Consider the following 25,666-nt stretch of genomic DNA (forward strand, 5'->3'; position numbering starts at 1 on the left):
TAGCTGCCTAGCGTCGTGAGGCGGCTGTCCTTGCCTCGGCGAACGCAGGTTTCTCGACAACGCGTATAGTCATAGGCTTTGTCAGCGTGCAGCTTGTTTGGGCAATTCCGAGGTCGGTCGCGAGCACCTTTCGCCTTTACGGATGAGCCATGCACGCAGGCGCGTTCCCAGTCGATGCGATCTGCCAGATGCAGGCGTTGTAATAGCTCCTGCCTGATAGGGGTCTGCCAAACACCTGCCTCATGCCACTCTTTCAAACGTCGCCACCAGGTGAGGCCGGAGCCAAAGCCTAGAGAGATAGGCAAATGCCGCCAAGGAATCCCGTCATCAGTATGAACAGGATGCCGGGCAGGGCTTGTTGGTCAGATACACGAGGCCTTCTGAGTGTGCTCAGCGAGAAAAGGTTGGACGATATGCAAGAGTTCGTCATGAGGTAGGGAAGTGGCCAGGCGGTGAGATTTTTGGACGACATGCATTTTTTCAAGAGGTTTTGAAACACGGCCTATATTAATTTAGTTTTTAATATGGCTTTTAATTATATAAAACAGCCCCTCTTACGGGTATTGCGCCGTAAGAGGGGCTATGTGGTGGGGCCCTAATAGGCCCCGCCTAATTCACTACATCAACTTACGCTTGTGGTTTGCGAGAGTTGGTAGCTGCTACACGTTTACCCCAAGCAATCAGGGTTTCAGTGCAGTCGTCCTGAGCGATGTTACATTCGATCAGCGTCGGACCGCGACGATTGTCGAGTGCTTTCTTGATAGCGCCTTCTAGTTCTGCACCAGTAGAAGCTTTCAGACCCAGGCCATGACCATCTTCGTCATTGAAGACGTCGATCAGGCCAGCGTAGTTCCAGTTTTTGATGTAGTTGTAAGGGCCGTCATGGATAGCGATTTCGATGACGTAACCGCGGTTGTTGATCAGGAAGATGATGACCGGGATTTCATAGCGGATCATCTGAGCAACTTCTTGAGCAGTCAGCTGGAAAGAGCCATCACCGACCATCATGATGTGGCGACGCTCCGGAGAACCAACGGCGTTACCGAATGCAGAAGGTACGGACCAACCGATATGACCCCATTGCATTTCCAGTTCGACACGAGCACCGCCAGGAATCGGCATGCGAGAAGCGTTGAACCAAGAGTCACCTGTTTCTGCTGTCAGAGTAGTGTCGGAAGTGATCAGCGACTGGATCTGACGCGTCATTTCGTCATTGGTCAGCGGTGCATTGGGCTCTGCGGCCTCAATACCCAGTACCGGTGCTTGAGTGCCTTGAGTCGTTGCCGGGCGAGAAGGTGCTTTCTCAGCCAGTGCTGCGGCGAAGGTGCTCAATGACAGACCTTCGAAGGACTGTCCTGCGAAAGTGACGCGGTCGGTGTCCATGACCATGACATTGTCGCCTTTCGGCCAGGAGTTCCAGCCAACGGTAGCATAGTCGTTGAATACCGGTGCCAGACACAGGATGGCATCGGCGTTTTCAACCAGTTCCTGTGCACCTTCGGAGCTGACTTCACCCCAGTACAGGCCGCGGAAGTTCGGATGATCTTCCGGGAAGAAGCCTTTTGCGGCAGCCATGATCGTGACAGCGCAGCCCAGGCGGTCCGCTAGGGCAACAGCCTGTTTTTCAGCGGCAGCGGCACGCAGTTTGCTACCGACCAGCATGACGACGTTCTGGCGGTCCTGCAGCCATTCTACGGCGGCATCTACAGCGGCAGTGACACTGGTCTGGTCAACTTCGAGTTCACGCAGCAGGCTATTGATCGGGCCCGGACGAACACATTCAGCGCCAGCGACGTTGCATGCGATTTCCAGATAAGCCGGTTTGCGTTCACGTAGAGCCGTACGGATGACGTGGTCGATTTTTGCCGGTGCTTCTTCGGCAGAAACGATGCTTTCAGCTGCGCAGGTAACGTGTTTTACCATTTCCAGCTGATAGTTATAGTCAGTAGTACCAATGGTGTGGTGCAGGATGTGGCCTGTGCCGTAGTCATTGGTGTTCGGTGAGCCAGAGATCAGGATGACCGGCAGGTTTTCTGCATAGGCGCCACCGATGGCGTTCATTGCAGAGATAGCACCTACGCTGAACGTGACGATGGCAGCGGCGGCACCACGTGCACGAGCGTAACCTTCGGCGCTAAAGCCGCAGTTAAGTTCGTTACAGCAGTAGACCTGCTCCATGTCTTTGTTCAGCAGGAGCTGATCAAGCAACACCAGGTTGTAGTCACCGGCCACGGCAAAGTGGTGTTTCAGGCCGATCTGGGCTAGGCGTTCTGCCAAGTACATACCAACGGTATACATCAGGGGTAAACCTCCATTAATTCATCGTCGAGGATGAGAGTGAACCGAGATGCCATCGTGCCTCTTAGACCCTATGTGCTGATTGATTCGCAGGTAGGGTAGAAGGACGATAGCCGCTCATGTTCCGTGTTCTTTGCTTGCAGAAAACGCTTGCGCATATCGTGGCGCAATCAAAAAGATGATGTATCCATATGAGAGAAGCGTCGTACCTGAATATCCTAGAAACACCATGTATGTGTCTGCAGCGCGGCGAGTCTATGACGATAGTGAAGGTGGAGGGCATACTCCTTTTGTTCATTGTGCTTTAGCGTTATTGACATAAGTTCCATATGGGTATTTGGAGTTTGATGGCGCAATTGTGCAGTTTTTAAATAATCATTTTTACCCAAAGGTAATATAAGCATTTTGCTTTTTATTCTGTAACGTTTGAGTGGGAATAGGCGAGATAAAAGGGTGTGTCGGGAGTTCTTTGAAAAAATAGTTCCTTTAGGGTTAAACAGCACCTGTTACCAAAATAATCTGCTGGGCCTGCATGGCGCTGATGAATGTGCAAGGTGTTGAGAGAAATGCAAGGATTTTGTGAGCTTTTCATCACGTTGTAGTGCTGTGTTTTAAGCTATTTTTCATTGCCCGGGTGCGACATTATGCTCACTGATCGTTTTTTTAGATCGTGAATTAGTCGAATGCCCGATGGGGAAAAAGAGCTGGAATAAGGCTCTTTTTTTAGATGTGCAAGACCTGTTTAAGAAAAACTTATGTGAGCTTTATGGAATAGCTATTACGATAAAAATAACAAAAAGAAATTATGGATGGGTTTATGAGGCACAAAACTATTACGGCGTTGTCTTTTCCGTGCGACATCGCACGTTAGTTTGCAGGGTGGTCACAAGGGGTGCTTATTGATGTTGTGCGGAAAGGCACTGTGCCTAGTACCACGGATGAACGCCGCTAGGCATGCCCGTCTTGGGGGGCGATACACTCGAAACGTGAAGGGGTTTCTGCTTGCGTAGCATGAGATGATTTCATCGGCGTTTAACGTTGGTGGCATTTCAATGACGGAGGGCCATACCTTTGAATAAAGAGGCGGTTTCCCTGTGGCTCGGTGGCTGGGCATGCGGCCTCTATTTGCTTGCAATACATAGTGCTGCTGAGTGAGTATTGCCTGCCTGCCTGCCTGCCTGCCTGCCTGCCTGCCTGCCTGCCTGCCTGCCTGCCTGCCTGCCTGCCTGCCTGCCTGCCTGCCTGCCTGCCTGCCTGCCTGCCCGTGATCGCTGAGCTAAAGGGCTGCATTATTCTTGAGTGTTGCTTTCAGGCGATGTGCTGACATCAGGTGATGGACCTGAAATATGGGACGGACCACTCGACATTTGAAGCTCTTTTTTTGCGGCCATGAAAAAAAGCGAGCGCTTCTGCATCAAGCGCTCGCTTTTGTAGGGCATTCTTCTTGCCTCTAGCTGCTGTCAGGCATTGGGGCTTGAGAACACGGTCCTGAGGTGTTCAGTGTAGCGTTCGACATCCCGTTCGGGATTCGGCTCTTTTATGACGTCATTACAGATAAAGGAAGGCAGGTGGGTCATACCCAAGAACTCATGCGCTTTGTGGAAGGAGTAATAGACCGCATCGAGACCTTTCCCTTCGAAGAAATCGTCGGGGTCAGTGAATGCGCTTTCTGGTGCGTTCCACGTTACGGAGATCATGTATTGCTTGCCCTGTATCAGGCCGCCGCTGCCATAGTGGCGTTCTGGGGCGCTGCGTGAGCGTCCGTCGTTGGCGTACAGGCGGCCGTGACCTTCGGTGAACACTTCGTCGATATACCGCTTGACGATCCACGGTATACCCATCCACCAGCAAGGCATCTGGTAGATGATCGTGTCAGCCCACAGCCATTTCTCGACTTCTTCTTCGGCATCATAGCCATCATCAATGAAGGTGGTCTTGATCTGATGGTTCTGGCCCGTAAGAAAGAATAGCGCAGTGTCATGCATGGTGTCGTTGTAGCGGCCATGCGAGTGGGCAAAGGATTTTTTGCCGTTGATCAGCAGGATTTTGCGGCTCATGGGAACCTCCAAATACAGGCAGTGGGTAATATAAAAGCCGTGTGCAGGTGTGCTATAGGCTGCAATGTTAGCAGAGTAATATATTATCTACGTGGGTGATAGGGGAGTGGGCGCTGTTTGTCGGAGCTGCTATGGTGCGTGCTCACGATATCTTCAAAAGGTGTGATGCATGACCGCTTCTTCTTATCCTTGGGCGCCTTCGGCGTCGCTTGAGGCGCTGCGTTTTCGGGCGCGCTGCATGGCCATCGTGCGCCGTTTCTTTCTTGAACGCGATGTGCTTGAAGTCGACACCCCTGTTGTGTGCCGTGCAGGGACGACGGATCCGTTCATGGATATCGTGAAGACCGAGGTGATGACCCCAGAAGGTCCGATGACCATGTGGTTGCAGACATCACCCGAGGCGTGTATGAAGCGCCTTCTGGCCGCAGGCAGTGGGCCGATCTATCAAATTGCTCATGCTTTTCGGGATGGCGAGGCGGGTCGTCGTCACAATGTCGAGTTCACGATGCTGGAGTGGTATCAGCCGGGGTACTCTTTGTCACTTTTGATGAATGAAACCGTCGAGCTGATCGAAGCTGTGTTGCAGTGCCCGGTGGTGCTGCGCTGCCATCGCTATCGGCAGCTGTTCCGCGACTATCTGGCCTTCGATCCGTTTACAGCTTCATTGGAGACGCTGAAGGAAGCTGCCGTGCGGCATGTTGGTCATGATGCCTGTCACTGGGAGCGTGATGCGTTGCTCGATATCTTGATGAGCCATGATATCGAACCGCACTTGGGGCCGATAATGACCGATGACGGGCCAGTCGTCATTGATGCTGTGGTGGATTATCCGGCGTCACAGGCCGCGTTGGCTCGGCATCATATCGACCCTGAAGATGGTGTGACGGTGGCCGGACGTTTTGAGCTGTACTGGCAAGGGGTAGAGTTGGCCAACGGCTATGATGAGTTGACCCATGCTGAGGAGCAGCATGCGCGTCTGCTGGCTGATAACGAGCAGAGGTGCGAACTGGGACGACCAGAAGTGACGGTTGATGAGGCCTTGGTGGCTGCGCTGGCGCATGGCATGCCGGAGGGTTCTGGTGTAGCGCTGGGGCTGGATCGGTTGATCATGCTGGCCTATGGCGCTTCTTCCCTCGCTGACGTACTGCCGTTTCCGATTGATCGCGCATGATGTGCGGTGACTGACCTGAGATTTTCCCTTCGCGCACGCTCTTCTGGCGTGCGCGCCGTTTTGTAATTCCTTACCGGCCCGAGTATGGTGGCTGGATTGTGGCGAAATGTCGCATGTCATGGCGGTCGTAGTATTTTTACCCACTGTCGGTGTTTGTGACCGAGGGTATGTGCGGTCGGCATTTCTTTACTACATTCATATCAACATGGCCGAAATGTGCATGATCGCTTAGCGATGCCTTGGCTCAGGGATGAGTGGGCCGGCCATATTCCCCGCTGTGTTCAATCGACGAAGCGAGATCACTGTGAAAGATGACACCCCCCTTACGGATGCTGGTGCGGTGGCGCCTGCTTTCTCTCAGCCTGTCGGCGTATCGCGTCGCTGCCTATTGGGTGGTGCCGCGCTGGGACTGGCAGCGATTACGCTAGGTGCGCTTCCCGTAGCGCAGGCAGCAGACAACGCCCAAGATAGCGCGCTGGCTGACTTCATCCGCGTATCAGGTGTGCTGACAGCACGTCAGCAACTCAACCCGGTGCTGTCAGGACTCATCTTCGGTGAAATGAAGAAAGAAGATCCGGCCTTTGCTGATCAGCTGTCTTCCTTAGCGGGCGTTATCCATCAGCCGCCAGCGCAGTGGAGTGCTTCCATGACGACGCTGGCGCGTGAAATAACCTCCGTCTGGTACACCGGGTTGATCGGGAGCGGAGACACCATGCGTGTCGTGACGTATGAAGGTGCGCTCCAGTTTTCGGCGACGAAGGATATCTTCATTGTGCGCAGCTATTGCCCCAATCGTCCCGGTTTCTGGGCCAGCCAACCTTCAGGATGGAGAGTGTGATTCATGGCAGGAATTCAAAAGGCTGACGTTGTCATCGTTGGCACAGGGGTGGCCGGTGCTCTGATTGCACATCAGCTGGCCAAGGCGGGCAAGCGTGTACTGATGCTGGAAGCGGGGCCGCGTCTGACACGTGGTGAAATTACTGGCAACTTTCGTTCCAGTGCGTTCAAGTCGGATTTTCAATCGCCATACCCGTGTACCGACTATGCGCCGATTCCGACGATGCACCCCAAGAACGACTACTTCATCCAAAGCGGTGAGCACTCCTACGATGCGCAGTACCTGCGCTTGGTTGGTGGTACGACTTGGCACTGGGCGGCATCGGCGTGGCGCTATCTGCCGGTCGATTTCAAGCTGAAGAGCACCTATGGTGTCGGGGTTGACTGGCCCATCGACTACGATGCACTGGAGCCGTGGTATCAGCGTGCTGAAGAAGCACTGGGTGTGTGGGGGCCTAATGATGAAGAGCTAGGTTCACCGCGTTCCCAGCCTTATCCAATGACGCCGCTGCCGCTGTCCTATAACGAACACACGATCAAGACGCGCCTCAATGCGCAGGGGTTCGGGATCGTGACGGAGCCGGTGGCGCGCAATAGCCGCCCCTACGATGATCGCCCCACCTGCTGCGGTAATAACAACTGCATGCCGATCTGCCCTATTGGCGCGATGTATGGCGGTATCGTCCATGTCGAAAAAGCCGAAAAGGCGGGGGCTAAAGTCGTTCCCGAGGCGGTGGTGTACCGCATCGAGACGGGCGATGACAACCGTATCGTGGCGGTGCATTACAAGGATCCGAAAGGCGAGTCGCACCGCGTTGAAGGTAAATACTTCGTCATCGCGGCAAACGGCATCGAAACGCCGAAGTTGTTGCAGATTTCGGTCGATAGCCGCAATCCGAATGGTGTGGCCAACAGCTCTGGCTGGGTGGGTCGCCACCTGATGGACCACCCGGGGATCGGCGTACGCTTCTATGCCAAGGAACCGTTGTGGCCGGGCCGTGGGCCTCAGGAAATGACCTCTGCGGTTGCGTGGCGCGATGGGGATTTCCGACGCACGGCAGCGGGCAAAAAGATCCACCTATCCAACCTGTCGCGTGTCGATCAGGTCACCCAAGAGCTCCTTGCCGGTGATCAGCTGATTTTCGGAAACGCGCTGGAAGAGCAGATCCGTGATCGCGCAGCACGCTTCGTGCAGTTCGACAGTTTCCACGAAATACTGCCGCTTCCTGAAAACCGCATTGTGCCGAGCAAGGTGCATACGGACAAACTGGGGATTCCCAAGCCTGAATTTTTCTACCGCATCGACGATTACGTTAAGCGGGGGGCAGCGCATACCCGCGAGATGTATGCGCGTGCGGCACAGGTCATGGGGGGTACGGATATTCAGTATGCCGATGACTTTGCTAATAACCAGCATATCTGCGGTACGGTGATGATGGGGCCAACGGCCGAAACTGGGGTAGTGGATCAGCACTGCCGTACGTTCGATCACGAGAACCTGTTTTTGGCCACCAGTGGCGTCATGCCGACGGTGGGAACGGTCAACTGTACGCTGACTGTGGCGGCACTGTCGCTGCGCATGGCCGAAGTCATCAAGGCGGAGGTGTGATGATGGCGAGCAACTTTTGGCGGGTGTCGCTGGGTGTGGGGGCGATGGCGGCCCTGTGGATGAGCGGTGTGGCGGCAGCGGAAGATGCTAGTACGCGACAGGCCGAGCTGGTGAAACGAGGTGAGTATGTGGCGCGGACGGCGGACTGTGTGGCATGCCATACCACTGATCATGACAAGCCCTTTGCGGGTGGTTTGCCGATGGGGTTGCCGATGGGCAACATTTATTCGACCAATATCACGCCGGATAAGGATACTGGGATCGGCAGCTATACGTTGGAGGAGTTCAAGCGTGTGCTGCGTGAAGGGGTGACGCCGGATCGAGGCAACCTTTATCCGGCGATGCCGTATCCGTCTTATACCAAGATGACCGATGATGAAATCGAGGCGCTGTATGCCTATTTCATGCATGGGGTTCAACCGATTCATCAGGAAAACAAGGCGCCGGACTTTTACTGGCCGCTGACCATTCGCTGGCCTTTGAAGATATGGAACTGGATGTTTCTTGATGAAGGTGCCTATCAGCCCAAGGCCGGGCAGAGCGATGAATGGAACCGGGGTGCCTATCTTGTGCAGGGGCCTGCGCACTGTGGCACGTGCCATACTCCGCGCGGGCTGGCAATGCAGGAGCGCGCTTATGATGAGACAGGCGACGAGTACTTGGCGGGCGCTGATATCGCGAGCTGGCATGCTTTCAACATCACTTCGGACATCAACAGTGGGATCGGCGGCTGGAGTGCCGATGAGCTGGTGCAGTATCTGAAGGATGGCAATGTGCGTGGCAAGGGGCAGGCCGGAGGGCAGATGGGTGAGGCGGTTGAACACAGCTTCAGTCATATGACCGATGCAGATCTGCATGCTATCGCGGTGTATATGAAGACGGTGCCTGCCGTCAACGATGGCGATACCCGTCCACGCTATAGCTATGGCGCTCCTGGCGATGACTTCCTGCGCCTTCGGGCCCAGCCCGTTGCTCAAGATGCCGCATCGGATCGAGGGGCGCGCGTGTATCTGGAGAACTGCGCGGCTTGCCACGGGCCTTCCGGACAAGGCTCGCCTGATGGCTATTATCCGTCGATGTTCCATAACAGCGTCATCGGTACCGATTACCACAACAACCTCATCAACGTGGTATTGGATGGCGTGAAGCGCAAGACCCCAGGCAACGACGTGCTGATGCCAGCCTTCCGCGATGAGCTGTCCGATGAGGATATCGCGGCGTTGGCTAACTACCTCAGCCAGCAGTTCGGGCGTGGCGATATGAATGTGACGCCCAAATCCGTCAAGGCACTGCGCAACGATTGAACCGCATGAACCGCGCGTTCGGCCCTCGAATGGCGATTGCCTTCGGGGGCTTTTTCGTGGTTGTGCATAAGGTTTTGATCCGAGCTTATGCCCGATTGCTTGGTGAAGCCTGTTTCCATGACGGGCAGGGTAGGGTATGAAATAGATATAGACCGTGGGATTCCTTGGCTGGAGTGCGCCACGTCCCTTTTGCAGATGCCTCGTTAGAGGCGGCCCATCGACAACAGGAGTTCGGCATGAAGATCGCTGCTCATCACCAAACGCTTGCACGCCATCTTGAAACGTTTCGTCAGACGCTGCACCAGCACCCCGAGCTGTCCAACGAAGAGTACGAAACCACGGCGCGTTTGCGGGTGGCGTTGGAAGAACATGACATTCGTGTGCTGGACGTGCCGCTGAAAACCGGGCTGGTTGCAGAAATTGGCGGTCAGCAGGAAGGGCCGTTGATCGCACTGCGTTCGGACATTGACGCGCTGCCCATCGTCGAGGAGGCCGATGTGCCGTGGAAGTCGTTGAACACCGGGGTGATGCATGCCTGCGGTCACGATTTTCATGCCAGCGCAGCGCTAGGGGCGGCTATTCTGCTTAAGGCCATTGAGCCGCAGATCAAAGGGCGTGTGCGAATTCTGTTTCAGCCTGCCGAAGAGGTGGCGAAAGGTGCCATTGACGTGCTCAACTCGGGGGCGCTGGAGGGCGTGCAGGCGATCTTTGGCATTCACAACGACCCTACGCTGCCGGTTGGCGTGTTGGGTACCAAGGCCGGTGCGCTGACGGCGGGTGTCGATCGCTTCGGTATCACCATCACGGCTAAGGGTTCCCATGCGGCACGTCCACAGGCTGGCAATGACCCGATCATCATTTTGGGTCAGTTGATTTCTATTGTGCAGGGCATCGTCAGCCGTCGTGTGGCTCCGGATGAAAGTGCGGTCGTTTCGATCACGCACGTTGAAAGTGGCTCAACTTGGAACGTCATTCCTGATACCGCCACTCTGGAAGGTACCGTTCGCACTTTCAGTGCCGAAACGCGGGCGCTGATTGAGGCAGAGTTGCGGCGCATGCTGGATGGGCTAGCGCATACTTACAATGCCAAACTGGCGCTGGACTGGCAGCCGGGGCCGCCATCGGTTGATAACACCGCGGAGTGGGCCGATGTGGCCTTGGCGGTTGGCAAGCAGGAAGGATTCGAGGCGCGCCGGGTCGATGCAAGCCCCATCGGGGAAGACTTTGCCCTGTATCAGCAGACAATTCCGGGCGTGTTCGTCATGATTGGCTCTGGTGGCCCCCATGCGCTGCATCATCCCGCATTTCGCGTTGATGACCGTGCGCTGTTTCCAACGGCACACTACCTGCACACGCTAGCATTAACAGCACTTGAGCGTTTAGCCTCGGCCTAAGTGTTCCTTCGTTTATGGGTTTCTAATAATGCCAGCGGCCTCTTCTATAAGAGGGCGCTGGCATTTCTTCATCGGTTCTAGCCCTTCATTTTGTTTTTCTTCTCGTTACATCACCTTTCCTTAAGTAATTACCTTCATAAGCCTTTCGGCTAAGTCCTTTTCATACAATGGAATAACGCAATGTGTCGTTATGCGTTTTGAGTATCATAGCTGTCGCTGCTATTGATAGACGAAAAGGGTCGTTAACAGCATGCCTGCCCCTCGATAGACTCGAAATGACTGTTATCCAACAAGAATTCATAGGGGGCGTTCATGGCTGTTCATTTCATTGGTGCTGGGCAAATGTCAGAAGCGATCATTCGTGCATTGATCGCCAAAGGGACCTACGACAGCCAGGCCATTTCCATCTCCGATATTGATGCCGATCGCGTGGCATTGCTCAATGAACGCTATGCACTGGATGCGCGTTCGCGCGACGAAACGCTGCCTGAAGCCGATCTGGTGGTGATCGGGGTGCGCCCTCAGGATGATCTGATCGGTGTGACGAAGCTGATTTCGGCTCAGGCGGCTCCCGAAGCAGTTGCCGTGTCTATCGTGGCCGGTGTCACCATCGACCGCTGGAACAGCCTGCTCGAAGGCCCGCGTGCCGTGGTGCGCATCATTCCTAATACTTTGACGGATACGGGCCTCGGCTACAGTGCTGCGGTGCTGAACGAGTATGCGCGCGAAGAGCAGGTGGATGCCTTCATTAATGGGTTCGGCAAGGTTGTCTATATCGACGAGGCGCTGATCGACGCGTTTACTGGGGTGGCCGTCGCTGGCCCCAACTATATTTATTACTTCTACGAATCTATGGTCGATGCGGGCGTGCTGGCAGGCTTGCCGCGTGAGCTGGTTAAGCAGGCTGTGCTGGAAAACCTTGTCGGGGCCGCCAAAATGCTGACGCTGTCGGGCAAACATCCGCGTCAGCTGCTGGATATCAACAATTCGCCAGCGGGGGTTGGGATGCATGGGCTGTATGAACTCAACAACAGTGATTTCGCGGCAGGGCTGCAGCGCAGCGTACTGGCAGCGGTGAAGCGCACCACTGAATTGGCCGGCAAGTGACATCGCGGCGTCCATGACCTTATGAGGAGAAGCATAATGACCTTTAAACGAGTACTGACTCAGGTCGGCAAGACCAGCGCGTTGCTACTGTCACTGGCAGCGGCACACCAGGCGACGGCCAAGGATATCGCCATTGGCTATCAGGCACCGCTGACCGGGGAATACGCCCAGTACGGTCAGGCGTTCCGCAACTCCGCTACGCTAGCGGTAGATGAGTTCAATGCCTCCAAGCGTCTGCCAAACGACCGCATCGTATTGAAGTTTGAAGACAGCAAAAGCGATGCCAAGGAAGCCGTCAACATTGCGCGCAAGTTCGCCGATGATTCTTCGATCGTCGGTGTGATCGGCGACTTTTCTTCCACGGCCTCAATTGCGGCGGGGCGTGTGTATGCCAATGCCCATGTTCCACAGTTGTCGCAAACCGCTTCGCACCCTGATTTCGTTAAGCTGAGTCCGTGGCAGTTCCGCAATATCACGACCATGGCGTATGAAGCACCGCGGACGGCGGAATGGGCGCATGAAAACGGGGTCAAGCGCATCGCCATCATCGCGATCCAGAACGATTGGGGTCAGTCGTCGGTCGCCGAGTTCACCAAAGCGTTCCAGGCGCAGGGCGGCGAGGTCGTTGCGACTGAGTTCTATAACCCCGGCACGCGCGACTTCCGTTCCATCATCACTAAAACGGCGCGCAACCGTCCTGATGCGCTCTACTTGGTGCAGTTCTATGAAGATGGCGCATCGCTGTTGCAGCAGCTGCGTCAGCTGGGGGTACGCAAGCCGCTGTATGCCACTAGTTCTCTGGTCGAAGAGCAGCTAATTACGTTGGCTGGGCCGGCTGCTGAGGGTGTGAAATTGCCGTCTTCCTTCAGCGTGGCCGCCGCGTCACCTACCGCCAAAGCGTATATCGCTCAGTACCGTGACCGGTTCCATGCCGACCCTAACCTGTTTTCAGCTCAGGCCTATGACGCCACCAACATCGTGTTGGACGCTATTGTGAAAGGAGGTGGCGCTGAGGCCACTCGGCAGAGCGTGCGCGATGCGCTGGCCAAGACCAAGGACTTTCCCGGTGTCACTGGGGTGACCACTTTCGATCCTCAGACCCGCGAGCCTTCCAAGCAGCAGGAACGTCTGGAAATCAAGAACGGTGCCTTTGTTACCGTCGAGCGCTGAGATGGTTAAAGAATAGCGGTGCATACCGCACGCAGGACGCTGTGTTTGAAAGGGCACTTTTGGGTGCCCTTTCACGCCTTTGTCGAATGAGTGTGCTGCATGGCTTCCATTAATGAACGCCTTCGAGCGAGGAAGAGCGCTATGTTCGAGATGTTCGATCAATTCTTCCTGCAGCAGATCGTCAACGGTCTGGCGCAGGGCACGGTCTATGCCCTGATGGCGATCGGTTTCACACTGATCTTTGGGGTGCTCAACGTGGTGAACTTTGCCCACGACCAGCTTTATACCTTGGGGGCCTTTGCAGGGTTGTGGGTGATCCAGCTGGTAGCGCCGCCACTGTTTGTGGTGGTGCTGGCCGTGATTGTGGTGGGGTTGATGAGCGGGGCGCTGCTGGAGCGGCTGGCCTTCAAACCGTTACGGCGATTTAGCGATGAAGCCTCGTTGAAATCCAAAGCCGTGCGCGAGGCGACCCTACTGTCGTCGCTGGCCGTATCCATTGTCGTGCGTGAGTTGTTGTCGAATCTGCAAGGCTCCAATGCGCAGCCGATTCCTGCCGCTTACCAGCTGATGGAGCCGATTACAGTAGGCTCGGTGACCTTCGTCAGCGGTCAGTTCATCATTTTTGGCTTTGGGCTGGCGGCGCTGATAGGTCTGCAGTGGTTTTTATTCAGAACGCGTCAGGGGTTAGCCGTGCGAGCCGTGGCCAGCAACGTTAACGGTGCACTGCACGTAGGTATCAACATTGAGCGCACCATTATCATTACCTTCATGCTCGGTGGCGTACTGGGGGCCGTTTCCGGCGTACTGGTCGGGCTGTATACCGGTAGCATCATGCCGACCATGGGCTTCAGCGTAGCGATCAAGGCATTCGTGGCGATGGTCATGGGCGGGCTTAACTCGATACCCGGTGCCGTGATCTGCGCCATGGGGTTGGGGCTGGTGGAGGCGTTAGCCACCAACTACATCGATGCTGGCTGGGTCGACGGCATCATCTATGCGCTACTGCTGGCAACGCTGCTGTTCTTCCCTCGGGGTATTCTGGGAGGTCGCCGTGAACGCGTTTAAATACGGAATATGGCTCATCATTGGCTTGGCGCTGATCGGCGTGGCCGCTGCGGACTCTAACTATGCCTATCGCGTAGGAACGACCATCCTGATCTTTGCGCTATTGGGAGCAAGTGCCAATCTGCTGACGGGGACGACCGGGCTGATGTCGCTGGGGCATGCCGGGATCTATGGCATTGGTGCTTATACCAGTGCACTGCTGAGCACCTCTGCGGGATTACCCCTCTGGGCCACCATCCCGTTGGCGGGTATCGTTGCGGCGATCTTCGGGGTGTTGATCACGCTGCCGGCCCTGCGTCTGACCAGCGTGTATTTTGCGGTGGCAACGCTGGGGGTGGGGCAGATCATCTATGTGGCGCTGCTCAACTGGATCAGCGTGACCAATGGCCCGATGGGCATCTCCGACATTCCTCCGCTGTTCAGCGTCAGCACGTCCGTGACCTTCTGGGTGACACTGGCGATCGTGGCGGCTGGGTTGTGGTTTATTCACCGTGTAGTGCATTCGCTGTACGGCAACGTACTGCGGGCACTGCGCGAGGACGATCAATGTGTGCAGGCGGTTGGGTTGTCGCCGCTGGTACTAAAATCTCAGGCGCTGATGATCAGCTTCTTCATGGCGGGACTTGCGGGGGCGCTGTGGGCGCATTCCACGGGCTACATCGCACCGGAATCCTTCCAGTTCGATCAGTCTATCCTGATCTTAGCGATCATCGTCGTCGGTGGTCTGGGTAGCCTGCCGGGGGCCGTATTGGGCGCGGTACTGTTGACCGGTTTGCCCGAAGTGCTGCGGCCGTTGGGTGATTACCGCATGTTTACCGTTGGATTGGTGATGTTTCTAACCATCGTGCTGCGGCCTAGTGGTCTCTGGCCTGAAGTGCTTGCACTGCGCTGGTTGCAGCGTCGTCCTGCTCGATCGGAGGTGAAATGATGGGGGATTTTCTGACGCTTCAACACGTGTCGCGTACCTTTGGTGGGCTGAAGGCGGTTGACGATGTGTCCTTGACGCTTCGGCAGGGCGAACTGGTCGGGCTGATCGGCCCCAACGGTGCCGGCAAGACCACGTTGTTCAATCTGATTACGGGGTTCACGCGGCCGAGCAACGGCAGCATCCGCTGGCAGGGGCGCGATATCCAGCAGCTGTCGGCGCATCGCATCGCCCATCTTGGCATCGTGAGGACCTTTCAAAACCTGAAGATATTGCCCAACATGACCGTTTTCGACAATGTCAGTGTGGGGGCTATGGGACAGCACCGCTATCGGCTTTGGGATGCGCTGGTACGTCGCGGCAAACCGCAGCGAGCGGTGGCTGAGTCGACATGGCGGGCATTGGAAGTGACGGGGCTTGCCGATGCGGCCGATCAGCTGGCGGCTAACCTGTCATACGGGCAGCGCAAATATCTGGAAATTGCCCGCGCACTGGCACTGTCGCCGCAGCTGTTGATTCTTGATGAGCCAGCAGCCGGCCTGAACGATACCGAAACCGCTCAGCTGGCAGATTTTTTGGCGACGCTGCACCGCAGTGGTATCACGTTGTTGTTGGTTGAGCACGACCTTAACTTGGTCAGAACGCTGTGCCAGCGTGTGCTGGTACTGGCTTCAGGGGCGCTGGTGGCACAAGGGACGCCTGATGACATCTGGCGCAATCCGCTGGTGCAAGATATCTATCTGGGCCGCGATGACGAGGAGGTGACCAATGCTGCTTGAGGTACGTTCACTCGATGTGCAGCTCGGTGGACTGCCCATCCTGCATGACATATCGCTTCACGTCGATTCTGGTGAAATTGTCAGCGTGCTCGGGGCCAATGGGGTCGGTAAGACCACGCTGATGCGCACGCTGTCGGGGCTGTACCGTCCTTCGCGTGGCGAGATCCTCTTCAATGATCAGCCCATTCAAGGCCGTTCGGCGCACGCCATCGTGCAGGCCGGACTGGCGCAGGCACCCGAGGGCCGTCAGATATTTGCCGACATGACCGTTGATGAGAACCTCGTTCTCGGTGGTATTCAGCAGCCCGCTAAGGTGGCCTCTACGCGTACGGCCATGCTGGACATGTTTCCGGTGTTGCGTGAACGTCGAAATCAGAAGGCGGGGACGCTGTCGGGCGGTGAGCAACAGATGCTGTGCATTGCCCGTGCGCTAATGAGTCACCCGCGTCTACTGCTGCTAGACGAGCCGTCACTGGGGCTGGCGCCACAGCTGGTCAAAAGAATCTTTGCGCTCGTTCGAGATATTCGGGAAACGGGAACGACGGTACTGTTGGTTGAGCAGAATGCCCGCGCTGCGTTGAGCATCTCTGATCGAGCCTATGTCATGGAGCACGGGAAAATCGTGCTGCAAGGCAGTGGAGCCGAGCTGGCGGACAATGAACGAGTGAGAGAAGCCTATCTGGGCGGAAGTGCTGCATAGCCTCTGCCGTCAAGCCTAAGACTTCAGTATCGCCAAGGAGCGTGCCGGGTGATTCCGGCACGCTCCTTGCGGTTTATGACCGAGGCTACTTCGCCAATATAACATACTGATAAAAATACATTTATGACAGCAAGATAGATAGCGGAAGAATGGCGGCGCTCATTGATCGGGAGGTGCGCCGTAGCAAAAGGCAAGCGCTTTATTCGCTGCGCGTGATAAAAGCTGCCGCTGATGAGTAAGCGTAAATATGCAAAAAAGCCCGCTCAGCAGCACTGAGCGAGCACAATCGGGCAGAACTTTCGTCTGACGGTGATAAGGCGCTTATGCTAGGTGATATGCACCTTGACCGATGGCGACGGTAGTGCCGCGCTGGTCTTCATCGTCGGTACTGATGCCGATATCCGTAATGCGATTGGCAGCACCTTCGCGGAATAGGAACGTGGCATTGGGTAGTGTCAGATACGGGCCGTGTTCATCGTTGCTCAGCGGTAGATCGAGCAACTTAGCCCAGTGCTCGGCAAGGGCTTGGGGCGTTTCAGTCTCAATGACGGCCTGTGTCAGCGTCAGCCCTTTGGTGGCGTTAGGTTGCAGCAGGCCCTTGGCGCCCAGAGCAGCATGTCGAGCATCATCGCTCTGCTGCCATTGGATAATGAATGGGTAGAGCACGCCCTGGAAGTTGCCATCAATGGTTAGCATCTTCCATTCGATCAAGTTGCCTTCCGTATCGTAACGGCGGCCTTCCAGAATCGGCGAGGTGTCGATCTTCTGAGCGTGAAGAGCGGCAGCAACCGCGTCGATATTGTCCGTGCGCAGTGCCAGACGGCTGAGAATCTGTTGGTCGGGAAGGAAGCGTCCCGCATCGCGTGACACCACCTGCCATGACGAAATGGCGTCCAGCTCGGCTTGATCTCGAATACCGAGAAACTCGACGTAGGTCAGGTCGAAGTGGCTGAGCGCATTATAGGTGCCCCAGTCAGGGTGATCGCCACCGCGGTGTGCTGCGATGCCATGCGCTTCGAAGGCGTTGATGGCCTGTTGCAGATCGTTGACGTAGTGTACTACGTGATCCCAGACGAGTGATGCCATGGTAAAAACCTCGTTATAACAGCGTTGTGAATCACCTTATCATTCGCTGCCGAAGCCAGCTAAGACGCTTTTGATCTGTCGTTATGGCAAGCAATTATCGTGCCGCTACCCGCAAAGGCGCCTGGCATGGAAGTGCTTGAAACGACGCGTTGTAGAGCGGTATTTCAAGCCATGGTAAAACGCCATTCGACATGGACGGATTGACGGTGCGAGTGATAGAATTGTCGGCTATCCACGTGCAATTCTGCACATTCATACGTCATGTGCACTTTGGTAGGGTGCACCACTGAAACGTAAGGAAATTCCATGCCCACCATTACTCTTCCAGATGGAAGCCAGCGCAGTTTCGATAACCCCGTCACGATCATGCAGATCGCTGAATCCATTGGCCCGGGTCTGGCCAAGGCAGCGGTAGCCGGCAAGATCGATGGCACGCTGGTCGATACCGCCGATACCGTTGATCATGATGCGGCTATCAGCATCATCACCGCGCGTGATGAGGAAGGTCTTGAGATCATTCGTCACTCCTGCGCGCACCTGGTTGGGCATGCCGTTAAGCAGCTCTATCCGAATGCCAAGATGGCCATCGGCCCGGTCATCGACAACGGTTTTTACTACGATGTCGATTTTGGCGATGAATCCATCGGTCCGGATGAGCTGAAAAAAATCGAAAAACGCATGGCCGAGCTGATCGACCAAGATTATGACGTCGTGCGTGAATACGTCGATCGCGACAAAGCGATGGCGACGTTTGTCAAACGCGACGAACCGTACAAACAGGAAATTATCGAAGGTATTCCGGACGGTGCGACTATTCGTCTGTACCATCATCTGGAATACACCGACATGTGCCGTGGACCGCACGTGCCGAACACGCGTCATCTCAAGCACTTTACGCTGATGAAGCTGGCGGGTGCCTACTGGCGTGGCGATTCCTCCAATCAGATGCTGACACGTATCTACGGTACGGCATGGGGCGACAAGAAAGCGCTTAAGGCTTACCTGAAACGTCTCGAAGAAGCCGAAAAGCGCGACCACCGCAAGCTGGCACGTCGTCTTGACTTCTTCCATCAGCAAGAAGAAGCGCCGGGCATGGTGTTCTGGCATCCGCGCGGCTGGGCGCTGTGGCAGGCCGTCGAGCAGTACATGCGCAACGTCTACAAGGAAGGCGGCTATCAGGAAGTCCGCTGCCCGCAGATCATGGACGTGACGCTGTGGAAGAAATCCGGCCACTGGGATAACTACGCCGAGAACATGTTCTTCACCGAGTCCGAAAAGCGCGAGTTCGCCATCAAACCGATGAACTGCCCGGGCCACGTACAGGTCTTCAATTCTGGTCTGCGCAGCTACCGCGAACTGCCGATCCGCTACGGCGAATTCGGTGCCTGTCACCGTAATGAACCGTCCGGTGCGCTGCACGGTATCATGCGTGTGCGTGCCTTCACGCAGGACGATGGTCACATCTTCTGTACGGAAGAGCAGGTCGCTTCCGAAGTCCAGGCTTTCCATCGCCAGGCGCTGAAGGTATACAGCGATTTCGGTTTCGAAGACATTCAGGTCAAAATTGCACTGCGTCCTGAAAAGCGTCTAGGTACCGAGGAAGAATGGGATCGTTCTGAAGGCGCGCTGCGTTCCGCACTGGCGTCCTGCGACGTCGAGTGGATTGAGCTGCCGGGCGAAGGTGCGTTCTACGGGCCGAAGATCGAGTATCATATGAAGGACTCTCTCGGCCGTGAGTGGCAGGTTGGTACGATGCAGGTCGACAGCATGATGCCAGTACGTCTGAGTGCCCAGTACGTGGCTGAAGACGGCGCGCGTCGCACGCCGGTCATGCTGCACCGTGCGATCGTTGGTTCTTTCGAACGTTTCATCGGTATCCTGATCGAACACTATGAAGGCGCACTGCCGACATGGCTGGCCCCGATTCAGGCCATGGTCATGAATATCACCGATCATCAGGCACCGTACGTCAAAAAAGTGCTTGAAACACTCAAAGAAGCAGGCATTCGTGCCGAAGCAGACTTGAGGAATGAGAAGATCGGTTTTAAAATCCGTGAACATACGCTGCAAAAAATTCCATATCTACTTGTCGTAGGCGACAAGGAAATGGACAATGGCAGCATTGCGGTCAGAACGCGCACAGGTGAGGACATGGGTTCACTGTCCATCGCCGACTTTATCGAACGGCTGCACGCCGAGCGCGCCTGACCTCTCGTTTCACCGTCAATGGAGACATGACAATCAAGCGGAACAATCAACGCGGGCGTCCGCAGGAAAAACTGCCGCCCATCAATGGCCGTATCCGTGCGGACGAAGTCCGTCTCATCGACAGCGAAGGCGAACAGCTGGGTGTAGTTCCGTTCCGTGTCGCTCTCGAAAAGGCTGAAGAGGTGGGGCTGGATCTCGTCCAGATCTCCAATGCTGATCCGATCGTCTGCAAGATCATGGACTACGGTAAGTTCGTATTCGAGCAGAAGAAACAGAAAGCGGCTCAGAAGAAGAAGCAGAAACAGATCCAGATCAAGGAAGTCAAATTCCGTCCTGGAACTGATGAGGGTGACTATCAGGTCAAGCTTCGTAACCTGATTCGATTCCTCGAAGACGGAGACAAAGGCAAGGTCACTTTGCGCTTCCGTGGTCGCGAAATGGCTCACCAGGACCTCGGCCGTAGGCTGATGGAACGTATCGAGAAAGATCTCGAAGAACTGGCTGTAGTCGAATCGCGTCCGCGTCTGGAAGGGCGTCAGATGACCATGATGCTGTCTCCCAAGAAAAAGTGATCCGTTGGCTCTTCGAACGGGTGTGAAGGGCGCGTAAAGCGTCCTTCCATCGGCCTCGGGTTTTCTAAATAACCATCGGTTTCGCGTGTCCGCACAAGAAATTGGAATGGAGCAATTTTCCATGGCAAAGCTCAAGATCAAGAGTAACCGTGGCGCTGCTAAGCGTTTCAAGAAGACTGCTAAAGGCTTCAAGCACAAGCAGTCCTTCCGTAGCCACATCCTGACTCACAAGTCTACCAAGCGTAAGCGTCAGCTTCGCGGTATGAAACAGCTGCACGCAGCTGACCGTCAGCTGATCGCACGTATGCTGCCGAACCTTTAATACGGTTCACATAAGACATCTGAAGTCAGGAGAAGACTATGCCTCGCGTCAAACGTGGTGTGACTGCACACCGTCGTCACAAGAAGATCCTCAAGCTGGCCAAAGGTTACTACGGTGCGCGCTCTCGCGTATTCCGCGTAGCCAAACAGGCAGTCATCAAAGCTGGTCAGTATGCGTACCGTGACCGCCGCCAGCGTAAACGCCAGTTCCGCGCTCTGTGGATCACGCGTATCAATGCTGCTGCTCGTATCAACGGTCTGTCCTACAGCCGTTTCGTTGCTGGCCTGAAAAAAGCCAACATCGAAATCGACCGTAAGGTTCTGGCGGATCTGGCTGTTCACGAGAAAGAGGTCTTTGGTGCTATCGTTGAGAAAGCCAAAGCCGCTCTGTAATCCGGCCTTGTGATCGTAGCCCGCTTAGACTCTCTTGAGAGCAGGCTGGCTTGACGCAATCGGAAGTGCATTGCCCTGATAGGGAAGAGCTGCGGCTCTTCCCTTTCTTGTTTTTAGGGTGCTGTTCTAGTGGCTGATCATCACGTCAGGCGCTTGGCACATGGCAGACGCTGCCAAACGGGCAAGGCATACCATAGCGCTGGGGCAACACAACAGTCCCTGCCTCGAATACAGGTGGGTTCGCGGACGCGAATCGCCTACAGGAATCGGAGCAAATCGATGGACGAACTGTCCAGACTGGTCGAAGCCGCACAGTCCGCGGTCGCCGCGGCTGAGGATATACAGTCCCTCGATGACGTGCGTGTACGTTATCTGGGTAAGAAAGGTGAAATCACCGCGCAGCTCAAAGGGCTGGGCAAGCTGTCTCCGGAAGAGCGTCCAGCCGCCGGTGAGGCCATCAACCAAGCCAAAAACCGCGTGGCCGACGCCATCGACGCGCGCAAGGCGCTTTTGCAGCGTGAGGCGCTGGAAAAACGTCTGGCAGCTGAGCGTATCGACGTGACATTGCCAGGTCGCCGTGAAGCATGGGGCACCGAACATCCCATCACGCGCACCATCGAGCGTATCAGCCGTCTGTTTGGTGAAATTGGTTACGAAGTGGCCGAAGGTCCGGAAATCGAAGACGACTATCACAACTTCGAAGCGCTCAACATTCCGGCGCACCATCCGGCGCGTGCTATGCACGACACTTTCTACTTCGATGCATCGCACGTACTGCGCACGCACACCTCGCCCGTGCAAGTGCGCACTATGGAGAAGCAGACTCCGCCGCTGCGCATCATCTGCCCGGGTCGCGTTTATCGCTGTGACTCCGACATGACCCATAGTCCGATGTTCCACCAAGTGGAAGGGCTGTACGTCGACGAAAACGTCACTTTCGCAGAGCTGAAAGGCACGATTGAATCCTTCCTCAAAGCGTTCTTCGAAGGCGATGATATCGAAGTGCGCTTCCGTCCGTCCTACTTCCCGTTCACGGAACCGTCCGCCGAAGTGGATATCCGCCGCGTCAGCCCCGATCAGGACGCCTATTCCGGCTGGCTTGAAGTGATGGGCTGCGGGATGGTCAACCCGAAGGTCTTCGCACATGCGGGCTATGACGCTGAGAAAGTATCAGGTTTTGCCTTTGGTCTTGGGGTCGAGCGTCTGGCCATGCTGCGCTATGGCGTCAAAGACCTACGTGTCTTCTTCGATAACGATCTGCGCTTCCTGCGTCAGTTCTAACCCGGACCACTATCCAGAGAGGCATCATGAAAGTTTCAGAACAATGGTTGCGTGACTGGGTTGCCCCCGAGCTGGACGCGCAGGGCATTGCCGATCAGATCACCATGGCAGGGCTTGAGGTCGATAGCGTCGAGTCCGCTGCGGCTGAATTTTCCGGCGTCGTCATCGCACGTATCGAAAAAGTAGAACCGCATCCCGACGCTGACAAACTGCGAGTCTGTCAGGTCAACGACGGTACGGAAGTGCATCAGATCGTCTGTGGTGCGCCGAATGCTGCTGAAGGGCTGGTCATTCCGCTGGCGCGCATCGGTGCCGTACTGCCGGGCAACTTCAAAATCAAGAAAGCCAAACTGCGTGGGGTTCCGTCTCACGGCATGCTGTGCGGTGCATCAGAGCTGGGGCTTGAAGAAGAGCATTCAGCGGGGCTGATGGAGCTGCCCAGCACGGCACCTGTGGGTACCGATATCCGTGAATGGCTGGCGCTCGACGATACCATTATCGACGTCGATCTGACCCCGAACCGCGGTGACTGCTTCAGCATCCGCGGTATCGCACGTGAAGTGGGCGTTCTCAACCGAGTACCGGTTACCGACGTTAAACCGCAGGCCTCCTTTGACAGCAGCGTGGCCGCATGGCCTGTCGAGCTGGCAGACAAGGTTGCCTGTCCGAAGCTTTTGACCTGCGTGGTTGAAAACGTCAACGCGGGTGCGGAAACGCCGTTGTGGATGGCTGAGCGTCTGCGCCGTGCGGGCGTACGCAGCGTCGACATTGTTGTCGATGTCACGCAGTACGTCATGCTTGAACTGGGGCAGCCGCTGCACGCTTATGACGCCGATATCCTCAAAGGGGCACTGACGGCACGTTGGTCTAAGCAGGGCGAATCTCTGACGCTGCTCGACGGCCAAGAGATTGCGCTTGATAGTGATACCCTGGTCATCGCTGACGACCAGGGTGTCCAAGGCATCGCGGGCATCATGGGAGGCAAGGCAACCGGTGTGACGACGGCTACACGTCGCGTCGTGTTGGAATCGGCTTTCTTCTCGCCGATCGCGATTGCCGGACGTGCACGCCGCTATGGTCTGCACACCGATGCGTCCCATCGTTTCGAGCGTGGGGTGGACCCGGCATTGCAGCAGCTGGCGCTTGAACGTGCTGTCGAACTGCTGGCTCAGCTGGCCGGTGGCAAGGCAGGTCAGATCGGCGGTGCCGTGGCTGAAGAAAGCCTACCGCAGCCGTCCACGCTGTTCTTCCCGCGCGGTTTTGAAATCAAAAAACTGGGTATTGCGCTGCCCGATGCAGAAATCGTCGATATCTTCACTCGCTTAGGTATGCGTGTAGAAGAGCAAGGCGAAGGCTGGCAGGTCACGGCACCGACATGGCGCTTCGACATCGAACAGCCTGCGGATCTTATTGAAGAGCTGGCCCGTATCCACGGCTACGATAATATCCCTTCTCATGCACCGCGTTTGGCATTGGCTCCAGCGGCGTCTCGTGAAGCAACGCTGACCCGTCGCCATCTGCGCAGTGTGATGCAGTCCGCGGGTTTCAGCGAAGCCATCACCTACAGTTTCGTGGCACCTGAGCTTCAGCAGCAGCTGCAGCCTGAGCTGACATCACCGGCGCTGGCAAACCCGCTGTCTGCTGATTTGTCCGTGATGCGTACCAGTCTGTGGCCGGGGTTGTGCAATGCACTGATGTACAACTTCAACCGTCAGCAGACACGCGTTGCACTGTTTGAAACGGGACAGGTTTTCCGTGGCAGTGACATCGACAACGTTGCTCAGGTCGATTACATCGGCGGTGTTCTGTATGGTTCTCGCTTCCCGAGTGATTGGAACCAACCGCGTGAGCGCGCGGATTTCTTCGACCTGAAAGGGATCGTCGAGAATCTGATGGCGCAGGGGCAACACAGCGAACGCTGGCATTTCGTAGCAGATACGCATCCGGCACTGCACCCGGGACAGTCTGCACGCATCGACTACTTGCAGGATGACGGTGCGGCACGTACTGTGGGGTGGCTGGGTGCACTGCATCCTGAAGTCGCAGCGCAGCTGGGAGTACCGGGCGACGTCTATCTGTTCGAGCTGGAAACGGCTCCTCTGCTGGCGGGCCGACTGCCGTGGGGCGGTACGCTGTCTCGCTTCCCTGAAGTGCGTCGCGACCTAGCGTTCGTTGCCAAGGAAGACGTTCCGGTAGCCGAACTGATGGCGCTGCTGCGCGAGCAGGGCGGAGAATGGTTGAACGATGTTCATCTGTTCGATGTCTATGCTGGAGACGGTATCGCTGCCGAGCACAAGAGTCTGGCATTGACGCTGAGCTGGCAGCATCCCGAACGTACGCTCACGGATGAAGAGATCGAAACATGGGTTTCTCAGGCCGTAGACGCAGTATCTTCCCGATATGGTGCTACGCTGAGAAGCTGATGTTCCAGGATGATGGAGGAGATCAGGATGAGTGCGTTGACCAAGGCTGACCTTGCCGAACATCTTCACGAGACGCTTGACGTATCGAAACGCGATGCCAAGCAGCTGGTGGAATCGTTCTTCGAGGAAATTCGCCATTGCCTGCGTGAGAACGAGCAGGTGAAATTGTCAGGGTTCGGCAACTTCGATTTGCGCGACAAGCGTGAACGTCCGGGCCGCAACCCCAAAACAGGGGAAGAGATTCCCATTTCGGCGCGTCGCGTCGTGACGTTCCGCCCGGGGCAGAAGCTCAAAGGGCGCGTAGACGACGGTAGCAGCGAGCGCGAGGCGACTGGCAAGGCATAGTACCGCGGCCGCTTGTCCGTTCTACTCTCAATGCCCGCACTGGCTTTGTCGCCAGTGCGGGCATTGTCGTATCCGAACATGGTATCTGTTGCCAAGGCTCGGTATGCTGGCGCCCTGCGATAGTAGGGCCAGCAAATAGGAGAGGTGATGACGACTGTTGCACTGATAGTGGGAAGCGTACTGGGTACGGCACTGGATGTTGCTGAGCAGCTGCAGGAGGTGCTGGTATCTGAAGGGTATACCGTTATCTTAGAGGATGAGCCACAGGATATCCCCGATGCTGACGTGCTGCTGTTTTGCACCTCGACGACTGGGCGAGGCCATTTCCCGAGTGCGCTCGTTCCCTTGGTCAATGGCATCGAAGTAGGTCACATTGCCGTTACCGGGTGTCTCTATGGCGTGATCGCGCTAGGGGACAGTCGCTATCCGACATTCTGTGGCGCAGGGCGTCATCTGGATGACGTGTTGACGCAGCAAGGGGCCATTCGAATCGGGGAGCGTCTGGAATTGGATGCCAGCGGTTCGGAATATCCTGATGAAGAAGCATTGGCGTGGCTGCCGAAGTGGTTGGCGGCGCTGGACGCAACGTAGCCCTTTTAAAGCAGAATCACGAACGGCGCC

General features: G+C 56.1%; 22 protein-coding genes. 19 read left to right on the plus strand and 3 right to left on the minus strand.

Going from position 1 to position 25,666, the window contains the following annotated elements; genetic code table 11:
• Nucleotides 1–627: 627 nt before the first annotated feature.
• Entirely contained in the window at nt 628–2,298 is a 1,671-nt protein-coding gene (locus ZBT109_RS05135) for an alpha-keto acid decarboxylase family protein (protein WP_232012870.1), read from the minus strand.
• A gap of 1,460 nt (nt 2,299–3,758) precedes the next feature.
• On the minus strand, nt 3,759–4,355 hold the full coding sequence (locus ZBT109_RS05145; RefSeq protein WP_038278409.1) for an NAD(P)H-dependent oxidoreductase: 597 nt from the start codon (nt 4,353–4,355) through the stop codon (nt 3,759–3,761).
• 169 nt (nt 4,356–4,524) lie between these two features.
• Between ZBT109_RS05145 and epmA the strand changes: the two genes are divergently transcribed.
• From epmA to ZBT109_RS05200, 11 genes are all read left to right on the plus strand, one after another.
• Nucleotides 4,525–5,526: an EF-P lysine aminoacylase EpmA gene (epmA, locus tag ZBT109_RS05150; protein WP_027705355.1), complete on the plus strand. Its 1,002-nt coding sequence runs from the start codon at nt 4,525–4,527 to the stop codon at nt 5,524–5,526.
• 304 nt (nt 5,527–5,830) lie between these two features.
• Entirely contained in the window at nt 5,831–6,364 is a 534-nt protein-coding gene (locus ZBT109_RS05155) for a sugar dehydrogenase complex small subunit (protein ID WP_051523873.1), read from the plus strand.
• A 3-nt stretch (nt 6,365–6,367) separates the two neighbouring features.
• Nucleotides 6,368–7,972, plus strand: coding sequence for a GMC family oxidoreductase (locus tag ZBT109_RS05160; RefSeq protein ID WP_027705356.1), 1,605 nt, complete (start codon nt 6,368–6,370; stop codon nt 7,970–7,972).
• Nucleotides 7,972–9,276 carry a cytochrome c gene (locus tag ZBT109_RS05165; protein ID WP_084261824.1) on the plus strand — a complete coding sequence of 435 codons (1,305 nt, stop codon included), beginning with the start codon at nt 7,972–7,974 and terminating at the stop codon, nt 9,274–9,276. Before ZBT109_RS05160 ends, ZBT109_RS05165 begins: the two co-directional genes overlap by 1 nt.
• A 236-nt stretch (nt 9,277–9,512) precedes the next feature.
• Complete coding sequence (locus tag ZBT109_RS05170; protein ID WP_027705358.1) at nt 9,513–10,670, plus strand: amidohydrolase; 1,158 nt, start codon at nt 9,513–9,515, stop codon at nt 10,668–10,670.
• 312 nt (nt 10,671–10,982) lie between these two features.
• Nucleotides 10,983–11,777: a pyrroline-5-carboxylate reductase family protein gene (locus tag ZBT109_RS05175; RefSeq protein ID WP_027705359.1), complete on the plus strand. Its 795-nt coding sequence runs from the start codon at nt 10,983–10,985 to the stop codon at nt 11,775–11,777.
• Between the two features lie 36 nt (nt 11,778–11,813).
• The gene (locus ZBT109_RS05180; RefSeq protein ID WP_027705360.1) at nt 11,814–12,947 is read left to right on the plus strand and encodes an ABC transporter substrate-binding protein; all 1,134 of its coding nucleotides are present in this window, start codon (nt 11,814–11,816) and stop codon (nt 12,945–12,947) included.
• Nucleotides 12,948–13,088: 141 nt separating this feature from the next.
• Complete coding sequence (locus tag ZBT109_RS05185) at nt 13,089–14,012, plus strand: branched-chain amino acid ABC transporter permease (protein WP_197714368.1); 924 nt, start codon at nt 13,089–13,091, stop codon at nt 14,010–14,012.
• Nucleotides 13,999–14,940, plus strand: a complete 942-nt coding sequence (locus ZBT109_RS05190) for a branched-chain amino acid ABC transporter permease (protein WP_038278412.1) — start codon at nt 13,999–14,001, stop codon at nt 14,938–14,940. The genes ZBT109_RS05185 and ZBT109_RS05190 overlap by 14 nt, the downstream gene beginning before the upstream one ends.
• On the plus strand, nt 14,937–15,716 hold the full coding sequence (locus tag ZBT109_RS05195) for an ABC transporter ATP-binding protein (RefSeq protein WP_084261826.1): 780 nt from the start codon (nt 14,937–14,939) through the stop codon (nt 15,714–15,716). The genes ZBT109_RS05190 and ZBT109_RS05195 overlap by 4 nt, the downstream gene beginning before the upstream one ends.
• Nucleotides 15,706–16,416 carry an ABC transporter ATP-binding protein gene (locus ZBT109_RS05200; protein WP_197714369.1) on the plus strand — a complete coding sequence of 237 codons (711 nt, stop codon included), beginning with the start codon at nt 15,706–15,708 and terminating at the stop codon, nt 16,414–16,416. Before ZBT109_RS05195 ends, ZBT109_RS05200 begins: the two co-directional genes overlap by 11 nt.
• 321 nt (nt 16,417–16,737) lie before the next feature.
• Here ZBT109_RS05200 and ZBT109_RS05205 read toward each other — a convergent pair whose 3' ends face one another.
• Complete coding sequence (locus tag ZBT109_RS05205) at nt 16,738–17,502, minus strand: VOC family protein (protein WP_027705364.1); 765 nt, start codon at nt 17,500–17,502, stop codon at nt 16,738–16,740.
• Nucleotides 17,503–17,808: 306 nt separating this feature from the next.
• Between ZBT109_RS05205 and thrS the strand changes: the two genes are divergently transcribed.
• From thrS to ZBT109_RS05245, 8 genes are all read left to right on the plus strand, one after another.
• A complete protein-coding gene (thrS, locus tag ZBT109_RS05210) occupies nt 17,809–19,710 on the plus strand; it encodes a threonine--tRNA ligase (protein WP_027705365.1) in 1,902 nt (633 codons plus the stop codon).
• A 26-nt stretch (nt 19,711–19,736) separates the two neighbouring features.
• The gene (gene infC, locus ZBT109_RS05215) at nt 19,737–20,282 is read left to right on the plus strand and encodes a translation initiation factor IF-3 (RefSeq protein WP_084261827.1); all 546 of its coding nucleotides are present in this window, start codon (nt 19,737–19,739) and stop codon (nt 20,280–20,282) included.
• Between the two features lie 121 nt (nt 20,283–20,403).
• Complete coding sequence (gene rpmI / locus ZBT109_RS05220) at nt 20,404–20,604, plus strand: 50S ribosomal protein L35 (protein ID WP_027705367.1); 201 nt, start codon at nt 20,404–20,406, stop codon at nt 20,602–20,604.
• Nucleotides 20,605–20,642: 38 nt separating this feature from the next.
• On the plus strand, nt 20,643–20,996 hold the full coding sequence (rplT, locus tag ZBT109_RS05225; protein ID WP_027705368.1) for a 50S ribosomal protein L20: 354 nt from the start codon (nt 20,643–20,645) through the stop codon (nt 20,994–20,996).
• A 279-nt stretch (nt 20,997–21,275) separates the two neighbouring features.
• On the plus strand, nt 21,276–22,277 hold the full coding sequence (gene pheS, locus ZBT109_RS05230) for a phenylalanine--tRNA ligase subunit alpha (protein WP_027705369.1): 1,002 nt from the start codon (nt 21,276–21,278) through the stop codon (nt 22,275–22,277).
• 26 nt (nt 22,278–22,303) lie between these two features.
• Nucleotides 22,304–24,700, plus strand: coding sequence for a phenylalanine--tRNA ligase subunit beta (pheT, locus tag ZBT109_RS05235; RefSeq protein WP_027705370.1), 2,397 nt, complete (start codon nt 22,304–22,306; stop codon nt 24,698–24,700).
• Between the two features lie 27 nt (nt 24,701–24,727).
• Complete coding sequence (gene ihfA, locus ZBT109_RS05240) at nt 24,728–25,045, plus strand: integration host factor subunit alpha (RefSeq protein WP_038278415.1); 318 nt, start codon at nt 24,728–24,730, stop codon at nt 25,043–25,045.
• A gap of 147 nt (nt 25,046–25,192) precedes the next feature.
• Nucleotides 25,193–25,636 (plus strand): flavodoxin domain-containing protein, encoded by a 444-nt coding sequence (locus ZBT109_RS05245; RefSeq protein ID WP_027705371.1) that lies wholly within the window; start codon nt 25,193–25,195, stop codon nt 25,634–25,636.
• Nucleotides 25,637–25,666 lie beyond the last annotated feature (30 nt).

The organism is Zymobacter palmae (assembly GCF_003610015.1).
Taxonomy (GTDB): domain Bacteria; phylum Pseudomonadota; class Gammaproteobacteria; order Pseudomonadales; family Halomonadaceae; genus Zymobacter; species Zymobacter palmae.